Consider the following 15,497-nt stretch of genomic DNA (forward strand, 5'->3'; position numbering starts at 1 on the left):
TATGAAGCAGAATATGTTTGAAAAAACAAGTTGGAGTTGGCAGTTGTCTGTTTTGCGGCAACAGGTGGGAGAATGGGTGGAGTACCAATTGTCTCGCTTGAAGCTGAATTTACCACAATTGCCTAACGGATGGTCGATTGATAATTCTTGGCTAGGTAAGTTGCTGAACTTTGTTTTTTGGCTTTTGCTGGCTTTGTTTTTAATTTGGTTCAGTTGGCGATTGTGGCGAGTATTTAGCCCTTATTTGTATGCAAGGCTTAGAGGTAGAAATATTGCTAATTCTGAGTTAAAAATCCGCCATAGTGATTTGTCAGTGTCTGAGTGGTTGTTGCGATCGCAAGAACTCTATCATCAAAATAATTACCCTGAGGCTTGCCGTTGTCTTTATTTGGCGATGTTGCAACACTTGCATGATACTAGCATCGCGCCCCACAAATTCAGCCGCACTGATGGAGAATATCTGCAATTGCTACAATATAAAGCTACTCCGATGCAGCCTTATGAAACTTTGATTACCACTCACGAGCAATTATGCTTTGGTAATACTGATATATCTTTAGAAAATTATCAGCAGTGTCGGGAAGCATATCGGGAAATTGGGAATGGGGAATGGGGAATGGGGAATGGGGAATAAGGAATGGGGAATGGTTAAAAAGTAAAAAGATAAAAGTAAAAAGTAAAAAGTAAATCCCCATAAATAAATTCACCTTGATTTGAAATAAACGCATTTTTTTATCGCGCTTTGCGTATCTAAAAAAATATTTTCACTTTTTTTCATAAATGAATTTACTTGCTCTTAACCCTTTTTATTTATTCTTTATTTTACCTTTTTACTTTTTAATGAGTGCCTTGTTTGGTAATTACTACCCACTACCCACTACCCACTACCCACTACCCACTATTGAATATGAAACGTTCAAACCGCGTTGTTTGGTTTGGAGCGATCGCCGCTTCGATCATAATTTTAATTAGTTTCATCGCTGCTCCCAGCAATAGCAAAATTAATATTGGTTCTACTTATAACCGCGCGACCGATGGCTATGGGGCGTGGTATGCTTTTATGCAACAGCGCCATTCTATTCAGCGCTGGCAAAAGCCTTTTAAAGAATTAGAGACACAAACACCTCCTGTGACTCTTTTACAGGTAAACAGCTATCTAAAAACACCTATTATTTCGCCTCAAGAGCAAAAATGGTTAGAAAAAGGCAATAATTTGATAATTTTAGGTGTGCGAGAGGATGTTACAGCAGCCAAATTTACCACGATGCAAAAATCACTGATTGGCGATGTCAAGATTGATACCGGACGGCGGCGGCAATTGTCAACAGGGGAAGAAGTTGATTTAGGCGATCGCTTTGGTGCGGTTGTCTGGGAACGAAAGTACGGTAAAGGAAAAGCGATTTTTGCGACTACTCCTTATTTAGCGGCTAATGCTTATCAAGATAATTTAAGTAATTTCCAGTATTTAGCTGATTTGGTAAGCCAAAAAGGTAACATACTATTTGTAGATGAATATATCCACGGCTACAAAGATGCCAGCGTCAGAAAAAGTGAAGGTGAAAAAGACTTATTTAGTTATTTGGCGAAAACTCCTTTATTATCGATGTTAGTGCAAGCGATCGCTGTCCTTGGGGTGTTAATTTGGGCACAAAATCGCCGCTTTGGTAAACCAGAAAGTTTATATACACCAGAAATTAACAATAGCCAAGCATACATCCAAGCTTTAGCAGGAGTCTTGCTAAAAGCTGATAAAAACGACTTTGTTGTTGAGATGGTAGGCAAACAAGAACAACTGCAACTCCAAAAAGCCTTAGGATTAGGTCAAGTATCTATCGAACATCAAACCTTGATAGACGCTTGGGTCGAGAAAACAGGCACGACTGCGGCAGAACTACAAGCAGTATTAAAACTACAATCTCGACAAAGCCCCATGAGTGAGCGAGACTTGATAAGCTGGTTGAGGAAATGGCAATCTGTACGCCGTTATTATTAGACATCTGGTAGAAAAGACAGGGTTTCGGGCAACCCATAATTAATTTCTATGTCTAATAGACATGGAAAGTGAAAAAAGAATGTAGAGACTATTCTGTGCTACGTCTCTAAAGATTCTGGATAACACATATTTAAATTCGGTCGATGTCTATTAGTTTCGCGCAAAGTCGCAAAGAAGTTTTTGGCATCTTTGCGCTTTTGCGTGGGTTCTTTATAAGTAAATACAGTTCAGTTAAGGATTTTCGGTACTAATTTTAGACCTGTAGAGACGCGAAATTTCGCGTCTCTACCAGGGATTTTGGGCTTAACTGAACGGTATTGCTTTATAAGTAGTAGTGCGGTTCGTTTTACATTAAGAAAGCGTAAGTTCTTTATAAGTAACAATATGAATAATCATCCTGTCTTCAATCGGCTCGATCAAGGGCTAAATCGCATAATTGTCGGACAATCTAACCTAATACAGCAGATATTAATAGCACTGCTGGCAGGTGGACACATTATTTTAGAAGGAGTACCCGGAACTGGTAAAACACTTTTGGTGAAAGTGCTGGCACAATTGATTAAAGCCGAGTTTCGCCGAATTCAACTGACACCGGATGTCTTACCTTCAGATATTACTGGTACAAATATTTTTGACTTAAATAGTCGCAATTTTACCCTCAAAAAGGGACCAGTATTTACAGAAGTGCTATTAGCCGACGAAATTAATCGCACTCCCCCGAAGACACAAGCAGCGTTACTCGAAGCGATGGAAGAAATGCAGGTAACGTTGGATGGTGAAAGTTTACCTTTGCCGGATTTATTTTGGGTGATTGCAACCCAAAACCCCCTAGAATTTGAGGGAACTTATCCTTTGCCAGAAGCGCAATTAGACAGGTTTTTGTTTAAGTTGGTGGTAGATTACCCAGATCAAGCGGCAGAAAAGCAAATGTTACTGAATCGTCAAGCGGGTTTTACAGCACGACGCTTGGATATTGCACGTTTGAAAACAGTCGCAACAGTAGGGGAAATATTAGAGGCGCGACAAGCGGTAAAAGAAGTTAAAGTATCGGAAGCGATCGTTGATTACCTTTTAGCGTTGGTGAAAGCATCCCGTCAACACCCTGATTTAGCTTTGGGTGCATCTCCTCGCGCTACCGGCGCTTGGTTGCAGACATCTCAAGCAGCAGCGTGGTTAGCTGGGAGGGATTTTGTTACCCCAGATGATGTTAAAGCAGTTGCAGCACCTTTGCTGCGTCATCGGCTCATTTTGAAGCCAGAAGCAATGTTGGATGGTTTGCAAATTGATGCGGTAATTGCCTCAATAATTAATAAAGTATCAGTACCAAGATAAAAAAGTAGAGACGTTCCGTCGGAACGTCTAGACGTTCCGCCGGAACGTCTGTACGATAAATTAAGGATTTCACGACTTAATTCAATAACGCTTTAAATTAAGATGTTGTCACTTGATAATTTATATTTTATACTCAATTAATTTAAGTAAATGAGATAAAAGTTATGCGACACGAAGTAAAAGTTCTGGAACCAACTGATTTATGGTATCTACAAAACAACATCAATAAAGAAACTAACAAATATTACCATCCCACCAAAAATATTCCATTTGTTCAGCAAGTGGAAATTCAACTAGAAAATTCTGGAGTCGTCATTCAAAAAGGTTCGTTGCACAGGTGTGTGGGAAAATTAAATTATGGTGTTTATAAAACTGATAATCGTTTAAAAGATATGTGGATATCTTTGACAACAGAAGTCGATTATAACGCTCCTGTCTATAAAGGTACTGGTAGGGTGTACCTTGAACCTCGACAAAAAGGATATTTTTTACATTACACATCTATTGATTTGTCAGAACAAGAACAATGGGAATTTGATGATGGTATATTTCAATTTTGTTCTGACAATGTAGTTATCGGGACAAAACGATTAAAATTTCGCCAAATGTCTGGTTCTACTGATGGTAGATGGAGAATTGCTATTAAAGCTATATCAAGGCAAGAAGCTAAAGTTATTACAGCTACAATTACACCAACTAAAATTATTGAAATCAAGAAAGGTGAAACTTTAATTGCTGATTATGACATGGTGAAAGGATTTACAAACGGAATTGAAGAAGATTACCGAAAATTAGGTCATTTTGGTAAAGGAGGTGGAGAAGGTTTTGTTTGGATTTATAGCGGTGAAGGTAAACTATTAGTGTCCGAAACTGATGGAATGAATCTCGGATAAATGAATGTCGCTTTTATCATATCCCCAACTTATTTAATAAGTCGGGGATATTGTCTTTAACAAAATGATTTAAGACTGTTAATTTTAAATTTGATTTGAAGCTGTCAAACCGAAAATTTACATCATCAATAAATTTATGGTTCCTGCAAGAAGAGTTTATTTTTTATTAGTTTTGGGAATTGCGATCGCACCAATTATCGCAATGTTTCTTAATATATCAAGTAGTATCGCCATAACTTTACTATTTGATGTCATAATTTTGGGGTTAATGATTGTCGATGGTAGGCGATCGCGTCGTCACCGTGTAGAAATAAAACGCGACTTACCACCACGACTATCAATCGGACGCGATAACCAGGTGGTGCTGACGGTAAAAAGTAACACAAACGCCGTAATTCTCATCCGCGATTATTACCCATCCGGGTTTGGTATATCTACACCAACAATCCGTGCTGCTGTGGAAAGTGACAGCACCCAAGAATTAAATTATACCGTTAACCCGACGCAGCGAGGAGAGTTTTCTTGGGGCGATATTCAGGTGCGACAATTGGGACTTTGGGGTTTAGCGTGGGATGATTGGAAAATTCCGCAAAGCTTAAAAGTGAAGGTTTATCCTGATTTAATTGGCTTGCGATCGCTTTCAATTCGTTTGACACTACAATCATCCGGTTCCATGCGTCAACGGCAAATGGGTATGGGTACAGAGTTTGCTGAACTGCGAAACTATCGCACAGGAGACGATTTGCGGTTTATTAATTGGAAAGCGACTGCACGTCGGGTAGGTGCGTATGGAAATGCATCACCACTGGTGAGGGTTTTGGAACCAGAGCAAGAGCAGACCTTACTGATTTTACTCGATCGCGGGCGGTTGATGACAGCAAAAGTGCAAGGTTTGCAGCGATTTGATTGGGGTTTGAATGCAACATTGTCCTTAGCTTTGGCAGGATTACATCGAGGCGATCGCGTCGGACTTGGTGTATTTGACCGCCATATACATACGTGGATTCCCCCAGAACGCGGACAACATCATTTAGGTCATCTTATAGATCGCTTGACTCCGATTCAACCGATATTACTAGAATCTGATTATTTGGGTGCAGTCACCAATGTTGTGCGACAACAAACCCGCAGGGCGCTTGTAGTGGTGATTACAGATATAGTTGATGTCACAGCCTCCGCCGAACTCCTCGCCGCACTCAGCAAACTAGCACCGCGCTATCTGCCGTTTTGCGTCACGTTGCGCGACCCGGAAGTTGATAATTTAGCAAACACCTTTACGGAAAATGTTACACATGCTTATGTCCGTGCTGTCGCCTTAGATTTATTAGCCCAACGGCGAGTTGCCTTTGCACAGTTGAAGCAAAAAGGTGTATTAGTACTAGATGCCCCAGCTAATCAGATTACAGATAAATTAGTTGAGCAATATTTGCGACTAAAAGCGCGAAATCAACTTTGATTGATCGTTCTTGTTTAAATGCAAGTAGTTAAGAAATTTAAATGTAGCGTTGTCGCGCAGCAACGCACCATTATGCTGAAAAATAGTTCTTTCGGAATACACTTATTCTACAAATATAAGTAGCCAACATGAACTGCGTACAGCAGAGTTTATTAGACATAGACGTGAAAAAGAATGTAGAGACGCGAAATTTCGCGTCTCTACAAGGGGTTTGGATAACGTATATTAAAAGAGCGGTCGATGTCTATTACCGAACAACTTGACGCCGGCGACGAGTTTTCATTAAGCCCAATCCTGCGATACCAAACATTGCCACAGCCACAGAAGGTTCTGGTACATTAGCTGCTGCACCAGCATTCGCTTTACCAATATCAATTGCAAATACTGTATCATTATAATCTTTGTCGCCACCACCCCATAAATCCTCGAAACCTAACACCAAATAGTCTTTATAGTAATAAGCGATTACGTGTTGCAAACTATCTGGGTTGAGAGCTTCATTTAGACCAAAGATACCTTTGACTCCATTTTCGTAGATGCCGCCATTAATATCGTCAGAAAGTAACTGGAAATCCAATGTTGTACCAGCTTTAAACGAGCCTATATTCACCCAGTCACCCACATTTAAAGGTTTATCGGGTGCAACTTTGCCTTCTAGGGCGTCGTTCGGGTTAGCGCAAAACTGATTAAAATTAGTGAAGCCGCTATCGCCAGGGTTACAAGAGGTATCACCGAAAATTTTGCCTGTTTGTACTTCCGAGCCGGTAGTAGCTTTGAAATCCAAGCGATTGCGATATCCCCCAGCCGTTTCGCCGATAAAGAATACTTTGGCATCATGGTCGAATTTCAATGTTAGCTTAGACAGATCCACCTGTTTTGCCTTAATGGTTTCAGGAGACAAATAGCGACTTTCTTCACCAACAAAAGCTCTAAAGTCTTGAAGAATATTTTGAAAATCAGCAGGAGCTTCGTCTCTGCTTTTGATATCATAAGCGCTTGCAGGTGCAGCTATTGATAATAAACCAGTTCCTAAAGCAGCAGCAGCGAGTAAACCAGTCAAAAATTTATTTTTCATAAGTTCCTTTATTTGAATAAAACATCAATTTCGTTTGCTACATCCAGTTCTATTTGACAATCAAGTTTTCTGTCTAGAGATGTGAGTGAATCTTGTTTTAGTTTTTATGATTTAGGTAATTTACTTAGTTCTTAATTTAGAAAAATAAATTGTAAGATATTCAAGTAATTAATATAGCTTTTAGGTAAAATTGCAGTTACAGCTTTCTGTAACTTAAAAGCTCTAGTTGTTATTTTTATAATTAATAATCAAAGATATTACTTAATTTTTTCAGGTATTGCGGTTGGCTCTACTGCTTTATCTGATGTATTTTAAGTATTAATACTGAAATATGACACTGATAAAAATAATTATTCGTGCTTCATCGGGCATGGGGCATTGAGAAAAGACGCTCGATTTGGCATGATTGTATAAGAGATTCTTTCCATCCCTCATACCTCTGTTATATGTATAAACGTTAAAGTCAAAATGCTACAAAGAGGGTGTGCTAACCTTTGATGCCTTCACTCATTAGGGGTTCATGGGTTCATGGGAAAGAATTTGGATTCGGGAATTGTGACCTCCCCCCAAATAAAACCACACTCATTAGGGTAAAGGGAAAGGGGAAATAAGAGGGGTTCATGGGTTCATGGTAAAGGGACTCATGTATGGAAACAAAGACCAATTTAAGTTACTCATAATATTTTTCTTTTCTTTTCCCCCCCTTTCCCCTTTTTTCCTTTCCCCTTTTCCCCTCCCTTCGGTAAGGCGTCTAGCACGGCTTGGAAGAGTTTATTGGGCATAGGCGTGAAAAAGAATGTAGAGACGCGAAATTTCGCGTCTCTACAAGAGTTATGGATAACGCATATTAAAAGAGCGGTCGATGTCTATTACCGAACAACTTGATGCCGACGACGAGTTTTCATTAAGCCCAATGTGGCGATCGCAAACATTGCCGCAACCACAGAAGGTTCTGGCACATTAGCTACTCCACGAGCATTCGCTTTACCAATATCAATTGCAAACACTGTATCGTTATAATCTCGATCGCCACCACCGAATGAATCCTCGAAACCTAACACCAGATAGTCTTTATAGTAGTAAGCTATAGCGTGTTGCAAACCATCTGGGTTGACAGCTTGATTTAGACCAAAGACACCTTTAACTCCATTTTCATAGATGCCACCGTTAATATCGTTAGCAACTAACTGGAAATCCAATTTTGTACCAGCTTGAAACGAGCCTAAATTCACCCAGTCACCTACATTCAAAGGTTTATCGGGTGCAACTTTGCCTGGTAGCGCGTCGTTCGGGTTTGGGCAAAACTGACTAAAATTAGGAAAACTGCGATCGCCAGTATTACAAGAGGTATCGCCGAAAATTATTTGACCTGTCTCGACTTGAGAGCCGGTAGTAGCTGTGAAATCTAAGCGATCGCGATATATTTCAGCCGTTTCGCCGATAAAGAATACTTTGGGATCGTAGTCAAATTTCAACGTTAGGTCAGACAGATTAACCTGTTTTGCCTGAATGGTATCACCAGACAAATAGCGACGTTCTTCGCCAACAAAAGCTCTAAAGTCTTGAAGAATATTTTTGAAATCAGCAGGAGCTTCATCTCGGCTTTTGATATCAAAAGCGTTTGCAGGTGCAGCGATTGATAATAAACCAGTTCCTAACGCAGCAGCGAGTAAGCTACGAATAAATTTATTTTTCATAATTGCCTTTATTTCACTAACGTGTCAATTTTCTTTGCTAAATACATGTATAGTTTCCAATCTAATTTTTTATGCATATTAAGAGGGACTAGGGGCTGGAGACGCTTGGGTTAGGGAATCCCCATACTTAAAAGCTTCTTGATTTGATATCGATACCGTCGGGTTTCATTAAAAGTAGACACTCATTGGACAGTCATATAGCTGAGTGACTCGCGCAGTGTGCCCTTGGATCTTTAATACAAGGCTGTCCAATGAGTGTCCGGAGTTAGTCCAAGGGAACGGTGCATTCGCACTTTCGACCGACATCTTTTTTCTTTTCCATGTCTAAAGACATCTTTCTTGAAACCACGCAAACTTAGCACAGCTATTCCCTCTCTTCCAAGCGTCCCCAAAAGAAGAGTCCAAGCGCCCCTTTTCGGTCAAACGACGTGAAAGTGAATCTGGCTATTTTTTCGATGTAAATACTTACCCCCGCTTGCGTTTATAATACACTACCAAAACCACAAACAAACTCATCCCCAGGAGATATTTCAAAGGACTTGGTATGCTAGGATTGGGAGAAAAAAATCCTTCGATAGTACCAGCAATTATCAACATTGGGACAATGCCAAATAGTAGTTGCACGGCAAGAGAACCGTAAAATTTGAGTGCGTCACGACGGCGATATTTACCCGGAAATAAAATAGCTCTAGCGAGTAAAAAACCTGCACCACCAGCAAAAAAGATGGCGGGTAATTCTAGGGAGCCGTGGGGAAATACAAACGCCCAAAAGGGATAAGCAAGATTATTTTGACTGACTAAAGTGGCAAGGGCACCTATTAATAAACCATTGAAAAATAACAAAAATGTGGTGTAAATTCCCCCTGTCATGCCACCTGCGATCGCTCCAAAAGATACTGATAAGTTATTAATCGTTATATTACTCGATGCTAAAGGTTCAATCCCGACTATTGACCCCATCCACAATTTATGATCATCTCGTACCTGGGTAATTAAGCTTTCCGGGGCGAGAAATGATATAAAGGTGGGATCTTGCCACGCATACCACCAAGCAATTAATGCCCCCAGCAGAAATGTCGCAGTAGCGGCAGCGATGTATAAAAATGTTTGCTGCACCACTGCTGGTAATCCCCAACTATAAAATTCCAGCACCGCTTGCCATTCTTGTCTTCTTGAACCTTGATAAATCTGCGTATAAGCGCGAGTTGTCAAAAATTGTAAACTTTGCGTCAAAGTATTGCCTACTTTCTGAGTCTGAGCACGGGCTAAATCTGCTGCCACTGAACGATATAAACTCGCTAACTCTCTAATTTCCGCAGCTTGCAGTGACTTGATTCCTTTTTTTTCTACTTGTCTTAATAAAGCATCTAAACGTTGCCAGTTTGGTTCTCGTCGAGAAATCCAACGTTGAATATTCATAAACTTTGGGAATATTTAATTGAAGTTATCTTAAGATAGCTTCAAATTCCCAACTTACTTTACAAGAGAATTTGGCATTATGTCTGGTAATCACGGTTCTCCCAGCCCAATACAACCACTTAGCCTCGGTAATGTCGTTAGTGCCGGAATCCGGCTATATCGTTTTCACCTCAAGTCTTATCTTAAACTGGGATTTAATGCTTATTTGTGGGTATTTGTACCAATTTATGGTTGGGCAAAATGTGGGGCAACTTTGGCTTTAATATCTCGGTTAGCTTTTGGTGAATTGGTGGATCAACCGGAACCTATTGAAGGAGGTCGCAGAATTGTAAATTCGCGCATGTGGCAGTTTTTCGTCATGGGTTTGTTAATGTTTGGAATTGGTGTAGGTTTAATAATTCCCTTTTCTATTTTTATCGGGATTGTTACCGTTTTTTTTGCTGGAAGTACCTCCGCAGGTAGAAGTCTGAATCCGGGGATAATTCTGGTTGTTTCTCTGTTAACACTCATTTTGGTTCCAGTTTTTTTTGTTGCGATGCTTTGGGTACAAGCTCGCTTTTTTGTTGTGGAACTTCCTCTTGCTATTGAAGATAATGTTGATGGAATCTCGACGATTGGTCGCAGTTGGGAATTAACAAAAGGACATGCTTGGCGAATTGTAGCAATTTTATTTGTCGGTTATTTAATTACGATACCGATACAAATTCCCTTTACTATTCTTAGCACTATTATTCAGGCAATTATAACGTCTTCAACTCAAGAAAATCCCGATTACGCTTTTCTTTCGCCACTCGTGAGTCTAATTATTGGTTTAATAAGTGGTGCGTTTATTGTACCTTTTTGGCAGTCAATCAAAGCAGTAGTTTATTATGACTTGCGGAGTCGTCGGGAAGGGATGGGATTGAAGTTACGAGACCGCGATCTTTAAACAAAAGTATAAAAACTTCTATGCACTTATTCAACCGAATTAAATTTCGCACCCCAGAAACTGTAGAACTAGAATTTACTCTTGCCGGCATCGGTAATCGTGCTTGGGCATTGCTAATTGATTATCACGTTTTGGCTGGGATAATGACGGTGTTTGTTGTTGTTTGGGTAACGGTGTCAGTGCAGTTGCAAAAGCTGTGGGAAGGGATTTTTGGCAAGCAGGTAAGTTTGTGGTTAATAGCGATCGCTTTCATCACCGGCTTTGCTATTTACGCAGGTTATTTTGTCTTCTTTGAAACTTTATGGCATGGTCAAACCCCCGGCAAACGCTTTGCGAAAATTCGCGTTGTTCGAGATGATGGTAGACCTGTTGGTTTGCAACAAACAGCATTACGCGCTTTGCTCAGACCGATTGATGAGTTTTTCTATCTTGGGGCTTTATTTATCATCTTTAATAATAGCGAAAAGCGCGTAGGTGATTTAGCCGCCGGCACAATTGTAATTCAAGCTCAAAGACCTCTTGCATCAACAACTTTAACAATTTCCGAACAAGCAAAGCCGATATATGAGCATTTGCTGCAAGTTGCCGATTTATCAGCATTATTGCCCGATGATTTCGCTGTTATTCGCGAATATTTACTCAGACGTGGCGCCATGTCAACAAAAGCAAGAATGAAGCTAGCTTTAGAGTTGACAGGGCAAGTTAAAGACATTATCGATTTAGAAAAGCTACCAGAAACCGTTGTCCCCGATGTCTTTTTGGAAGCTGTTTATTTGGCTTATAAAGAAGTTGGGGACTGGGGAGTAGGTACTGGGGAGTAGGTACTGGGGAGTTGTCAAAATATCCTTAGCCCTGGCGAATGGAATTCGCGGCTATACAGACTAAACCCGCCTACGCGGGTTTCAAATTCTTCAAGTCCGCGTAGGCGGACTTCGTTTGTGTAGCCGCGATTTCTAATCGCCGGGTATATTAGACTACCTCTCTACAAAGGTTGAGGGCAAGGCATAATTAATTTCTACGCCTATGTCTATTTGCTTCCCCCTCTATCTCCAATCACCTTGCAAGGTGAAAGCTGCCCAATAGTAAGGATTTTGCCACTGCTTCTGCTGCCACAGTTGCAGTTGTGCATCTCGCAAAGCAGATGTGGGAGACTCTCCTCGCAAAATCGCTTTATAAAATAACGGCATCAATTGCGATGTGCCTTCATCGTCAACCTGCCACAAAGACACCACTGCCCGCTTTGAGCCAGCATACATCAATCCTCTTGTCAACCCCACCAACCCTTCACCTTTAACATTTTTCCCTAAACCGGTTTCGCAGGCACTCAAAACGACTAACTCGGCACCCAAATCTAAGTTGAAGATGTCACCTAAACGCAGATAACCTTTTTCAAGTGGTTTACCTTGTTTATCGATTTGCGAGAGGACAATTCCCGATAATTCAGGGTTGGTAGTATCGACAATACCGTGGGTAGCGAATTGCAAGAACCGATATTGTTTGAGTTGTGGGTTGGTTACGAAGTTGTAATTGGCTTCAAAATCATAGGCATGTATGCTTTGGGAAGGTGATACAAGTTTGAGGATTTCTTCGGCTTCTTTGCGTGTACCTGGTAGGGGTATTAATCCGTTACGCTTGAGGCTTTTTATCGCACGTTGCAAACTCGAACGGTCAAGGTTGAGGTCGGGTGCTATGGCAGGTTCTTTGCCTGTGACTCGCTTATCGTCAGCGGCAAATACGGGGTCGGCAAGGATTGCAAGGGTTTTGGGTGCGGGTTTGCGTTTGTTTAGTTGTTGTCGCTGGGTAGCGATCGCAGTCACGGAGGGTAGATTGACGATTTGGTGGTTAACTAGAAGAGGCTGATATGGAACCTCTCCCCCAACCCCTCTCCTAGGAGGAGAGGGGCTTTGATCTTGCTCCCCCTTCCCTCGCAGGGAAGGGGGCTGGGGGGTTAGGTCTGCTAATGCTGCAAAGGGAATATATGGAACCTCTCCCCCAACCCCTCTCCTAGGAGGAGAGGGGAGTTGATCTTGCTCCCCCTTCCCTCGCAGGGAAGGGGGCTGGGGGGTTAGGTCTGCTAATGCTGCAAAGGGAATATATGGAACCTCTCCCCCAACCCCTCTCCTAGGAGGAGAGGGGAGTTGATCTTGCTCCCCCTTCCCTCGCAGGGAAGGGGGCTGGGGGGTTAGGTCTGCTAATGCTGCAAAGGGAATATTTTGCAAAACTCCATCAGCGACAATTACTAATCGCTTTTTGCCTAACTTGTTAGCGACGGGTGCGAGAATTATTTTGGTGAGTTGAGAAGCTGACTTATTTATTGCATCAGGATTATTTCTGTTGATTTGCTTACGACCGACAAGTATGACTTCTCGGAAATTATTTGCAGCATCCTCGATTTGTTTCTGTGCGGGGAGTTCGTAGGAGTCGAGAGAATCGGGTGTGACTGCCCAAAGATAGCTGCGGTCTTTACCTAATGAATATTGTAACAGCAGGGTGTCTTTATCGAGTTGTTGCTGAATTTGCCGCAGTTTTAAAGGTTGTGGATACTTGATTGCAGCATATTCTGGGTTGGTGGTGCGGATTTTGGTTTGCAGTTCACGGTATTGGTTGAGGAGATTTTCGCGTTCTTTCTGGCGTTGTTCGATAGAATTTTTAAGGGTGGGGTCTTTCTGGCTTTGTGACTCTAAGTTTTGTAGTAGTTTCTCTGTGGCTTCAATTCGTTGTAATAAGCTAGTTTCCTGTTCTAGTAGTTGGGGGTTTGCACCTTTGCGGATTTTGGCATTTGCTTCGGTTAACAGTTCGATTAGTACCCTAGCACGCGATCGCTCGTTGGTATCAAGAGCCAAAGCATCGTATCTTTTGGATGGGTCTTTTTTATGCAGTTGCATCAACAGGTCGATTTGGAACTGGTAATAATCCTGCACTGATGCAAAATAGGAAGTGCGTAAATCTTGTCTATCGATTTTGGTGCGTAAATCTTCAACGATTGCGATCGCAGTTTCGATATGAGTGAGTGCTGCTTGTAAGTTGTTTTTGGTGCGTTCCACGTAAGCAAGATTGAACAGAGTGTTAGCTTCACCACTTTTGTTCCCCACTTGACGATGCAACGACAGTGCTTGGTCGTAATATGTGAGCGCTTTCTGTTTTTCCCCTAAAGCTGAGTAAACTGCCCCGACATTATTGAGGGTAGTAGCTTCAACAACTTTGTCCCCCACTTGACGAAGCAACGGCAGTGCTTGGTCGTAATATGTGAGCGCTTTCTGTTTTTCTCCTAAATTGTCGTAAACTAACCCGATATTATTGAGGGTGGTAGCTTCACCATCTTTGTTCCCCACTTGACGATACAACGGCAGTGCTTGGTCGTAATATTTGAGGGCTTTCTGTTTTTCTCCTAAATTGTCGTAAACTGCCCCGACATTATTGAGGGTAGTAGCTTCAACAACTTTGTCCCCCACTTGACGAAGCAACGGCAGTGCTTGGTCGTAATATGACAGTGCCTTCTGTTTTTCTCCTAAATTGTCGTAAACTTTCCCGATATTATTGAGGGTGGTAGCTTCACCACTTTTGTACCCCACTTGACGATGCAACGGCAGTGCTTGGTCGTAATATGACAGTGCTTTCTGTTTTTCTCCTAAATCTGAGTAAACTTTCCCGATATTAGTGAGGGTAATAGCTTCACCATCTTTGTCCCCGACTTGACGACGCAACGGCAGTGCTTGGTCGTAATACGAAAGTGCTTTCTGTTTTTCTCCTAAATCTGAGAAAACTAGCCCGATATTATTGAGGGTAACAGCTTCACCACTTTTGTCCCCCACTTGACGATACAACGGCAGTGCTTGGTCTAAATATGACACTACCTTCTGTTTTTCCCCTAAATTAAAGTAAACTCCCCCGATATTAGTGAGGGTAGTAGCTTCACCACCTTTGTCCCCCACTTGACGACGCAACGGCAGTGCTTGGTCGTAATACGAAAGTGCCTTCTGTTTTTGTCCTAAATCTGAATAAACTTTCCCGATAAAAGCGAATGTAATAGCTTCCGACTTCTTATCATCTATCTGTCGATACAGTTTCAGCGCTTCTTCCCATTTCCCAATTGCCTGCCGTAAAGATTCCGCTGTCCCTTGCTCATAAAGTTTGAATCCCTCACCAAATGCTCGTTCCGCTGCTGCGCTGGTTGCTTGTTGCGATTGGGGTTGCTGCTGCGCTTTCACTTCGTAGCGTCCAGCAGCTATCCCCACATCAGACAGCAACAGCAGACTGATAAATACAGTAAACGTTCGATGGGTAAAAACTTGGATATTCCAATGTTGGTTTTTTATTTCTTTACGCATAAGTAGTTACGCAAAAATATTTATGTCATTGCGAGTAGCGTAACTCACATCTTGCACCAGACCCGAACGATTAAAATCGCGGCTAAACAAACGAAGTCCGCCTGCGCGGACTACGGAAAATCAAGGGTTTGGTAGCCTGCGTAGGCAGGCTTTGTTTGGGTAGCCGCGATTTCAATCGTTCGGTGCAATAAATCAAGGGTTTGGTAGCCTGCGTAGGCAGGCTTTGTTTGGGTAGCCGCGATTTTAATCGTTCGGTGCAATAAATCAAGGGTTTGGTAGCCTGCGTAGGCAGGCTTTGTTTGGGTAGCCGCGATTTCAATCGTTCGGTGCTTATGCCCTTAAGGGAGTGGGAGAGAGGGGGAGTGGGGGAGTGGGG

The 15,497-nt window shown here is 41.8% G+C and carries 12 protein-coding genes; 7 read left to right on the forward strand and 5 right to left on the reverse strand.

All coding sequences use genetic code 11. The features are described 5' to 3' along the window. The 5 genes from OGM63_RS04655 to OGM63_RS04675 form a co-directional block, all read left to right on the forward strand. The coding region (locus OGM63_RS04655) for a DUF4129 domain-containing protein (RefSeq protein ID WP_263744333.1) at positions 1-634 on the forward strand (634 nt) is incomplete at its 5' end. A 273-nt stretch (positions 635-907) separates the two neighbouring features. After that, entirely contained in the window at positions 908-1,993 is a 1,086-nt protein-coding gene (locus OGM63_RS04660) for a DUF4350 domain-containing protein (RefSeq protein ID WP_263744334.1), read from the forward strand. A 384-nt stretch (positions 1,994-2,377) separates the two neighbouring features. Next, on the forward strand, positions 2,378-3,325 hold the full coding sequence (locus OGM63_RS04665) for an AAA family ATPase (protein ID WP_263744335.1): 948 nt from the start codon (positions 2,378-2,380) through the stop codon (positions 3,323-3,325). Positions 3,326-3,489: 164 nt separating this feature from the next. Next, positions 3,490-4,218 (forward strand): AIM24 family protein, encoded by a 729-nt coding sequence (locus OGM63_RS04670; protein WP_263744336.1) that lies wholly within the window; start codon positions 3,490-3,492, stop codon positions 4,216-4,218. A 136-nt stretch (positions 4,219-4,354) separates the two neighbouring features. Further along, positions 4,355-5,674 carry a DUF58 domain-containing protein gene (locus OGM63_RS04675; protein WP_263744337.1) on the forward strand — a complete coding sequence of 440 codons (1,320 nt, stop codon included), beginning with the start codon at positions 4,355-4,357 and terminating at the stop codon, positions 5,672-5,674. Between the two features lie 247 nt (positions 5,675-5,921). Here the strand turns inward: OGM63_RS04675 and OGM63_RS04680 are convergent, their stop codons facing one another. From OGM63_RS04680 to OGM63_RS04690, 3 genes are all read right to left on the reverse strand, one after another. Then, positions 5,922-6,749 (reverse strand): DUF4114 domain-containing protein, encoded by an 828-nt coding sequence (locus OGM63_RS04680; RefSeq protein ID WP_263744338.1) that lies wholly within the window; start codon positions 6,747-6,749, stop codon positions 5,922-5,924. 869 nt (positions 6,750-7,618) lie between these two features. Next, positions 7,619-8,446, reverse strand: a complete 828-nt coding sequence (locus tag OGM63_RS04685) for a DUF4114 domain-containing protein (protein ID WP_263744339.1) — start codon at positions 8,444-8,446, stop codon at positions 7,619-7,621. A 465-nt stretch (positions 8,447-8,911) separates the two neighbouring features. After that, positions 8,912-9,865, reverse strand: a complete 954-nt coding sequence (locus OGM63_RS04690) for a stage II sporulation protein M (protein ID WP_263744340.1) — start codon at positions 9,863-9,865, stop codon at positions 8,912-8,914. 79 nt (positions 9,866-9,944) lie between these two features. Between OGM63_RS04690 and OGM63_RS04695 the strand changes: the two genes are divergently transcribed. Both OGM63_RS04695 and OGM63_RS04700 read left to right on the forward strand, forming a co-directional pair. Further along, on the forward strand, positions 9,945-10,793 hold the full coding sequence (locus OGM63_RS04695) for a DUF975 family protein (RefSeq protein WP_263744341.1): 849 nt from the start codon (positions 9,945-9,947) through the stop codon (positions 10,791-10,793). 20 nt (positions 10,794-10,813) lie between these two features. Continuing rightward, positions 10,814-11,614: an RDD family protein gene (locus OGM63_RS04700; protein WP_263744342.1), complete on the forward strand. Its 801-nt coding sequence runs from the start codon at positions 10,814-10,816 to the stop codon at positions 11,612-11,614. 222 nt (positions 11,615-11,836) lie between these two features. Here the strand turns inward: OGM63_RS04700 and OGM63_RS04705 are convergent, their stop codons facing one another. Next, positions 11,837-15,121, reverse strand: a complete 3,285-nt coding sequence (locus tag OGM63_RS04705) for a CHAT domain-containing protein (protein ID WP_263744343.1) — start codon at positions 15,119-15,121, stop codon at positions 11,837-11,839. A gap of 82 nt (positions 15,122-15,203) precedes the next feature. Further along, a partial coding sequence (locus OGM63_RS04710; protein ID WP_263744344.1) for a hypothetical protein occupies positions 15,204-15,497 on the reverse strand: 294 nt, incomplete at its 5' end.

The sequence above is a fragment of the Plectonema radiosum NIES-515 genome (assembly GCF_025753815.1).
GTDB classification, from domain to species: Bacteria; Cyanobacteriota; Cyanobacteriia; order Cyanobacteriales; family Nostocaceae; genus Hassallia; species Hassallia radiosum_A.

Bases quoted from the DNA above. Each gene is read 5' to 3' on its own strand.
- OGM63_RS04660 (WP_263744334.1), top strand. From the start codon at position 908: ATGAAACGTTCAAACCGCGTTGTTTGGTTTGGAGCGATCGCCGCTTCG.
- OGM63_RS04665 (WP_263744335.1), top strand. From the start codon at position 2,378: ATGAATAATCATCCTGTCTTCAATCGGCTCGATCAAGGGCTAAATCGC.
- OGM63_RS04670 (WP_263744336.1), top strand. From the start codon at position 3,490: ATGCGACACGAAGTAAAAGTTCTGGAACCAACTGATTTATGGTATCTA.
- OGM63_RS04675 (WP_263744337.1), top strand. From the start codon at position 4,355: ATGGTTCCTGCAAGAAGAGTTTATTTTTTATTAGTTTTGGGAATTGCG.
- OGM63_RS04680 (WP_263744338.1), bottom strand. From the start codon at position 6,749: ATGAAAAATAAATTTTTGACTGGTTTACTCGCTGCTGCTGCTTTAGGA.
- OGM63_RS04685 (WP_263744339.1), bottom strand. From the start codon at position 8,446: ATGAAAAATAAATTTATTCGTAGCTTACTCGCTGCTGCGTTAGGAACT.
- OGM63_RS04690 (WP_263744340.1), bottom strand. From the start codon at position 9,865: ATGAATATTCAACGTTGGATTTCTCGACGAGAACCAAACTGGCAACGT.
- OGM63_RS04695 (WP_263744341.1), top strand. From the start codon at position 9,945: ATGTCTGGTAATCACGGTTCTCCCAGCCCAATACAACCACTTAGCCTC.
- OGM63_RS04700 (WP_263744342.1), top strand. From the start codon at position 10,814: ATGCACTTATTCAACCGAATTAAATTTCGCACCCCAGAAACTGTAGAA.
- OGM63_RS04705 (WP_263744343.1), bottom strand. From the start codon at position 15,121: ATGCGTAAAGAAATAAAAAACCAACATTGGAATATCCAAGTTTTTACC.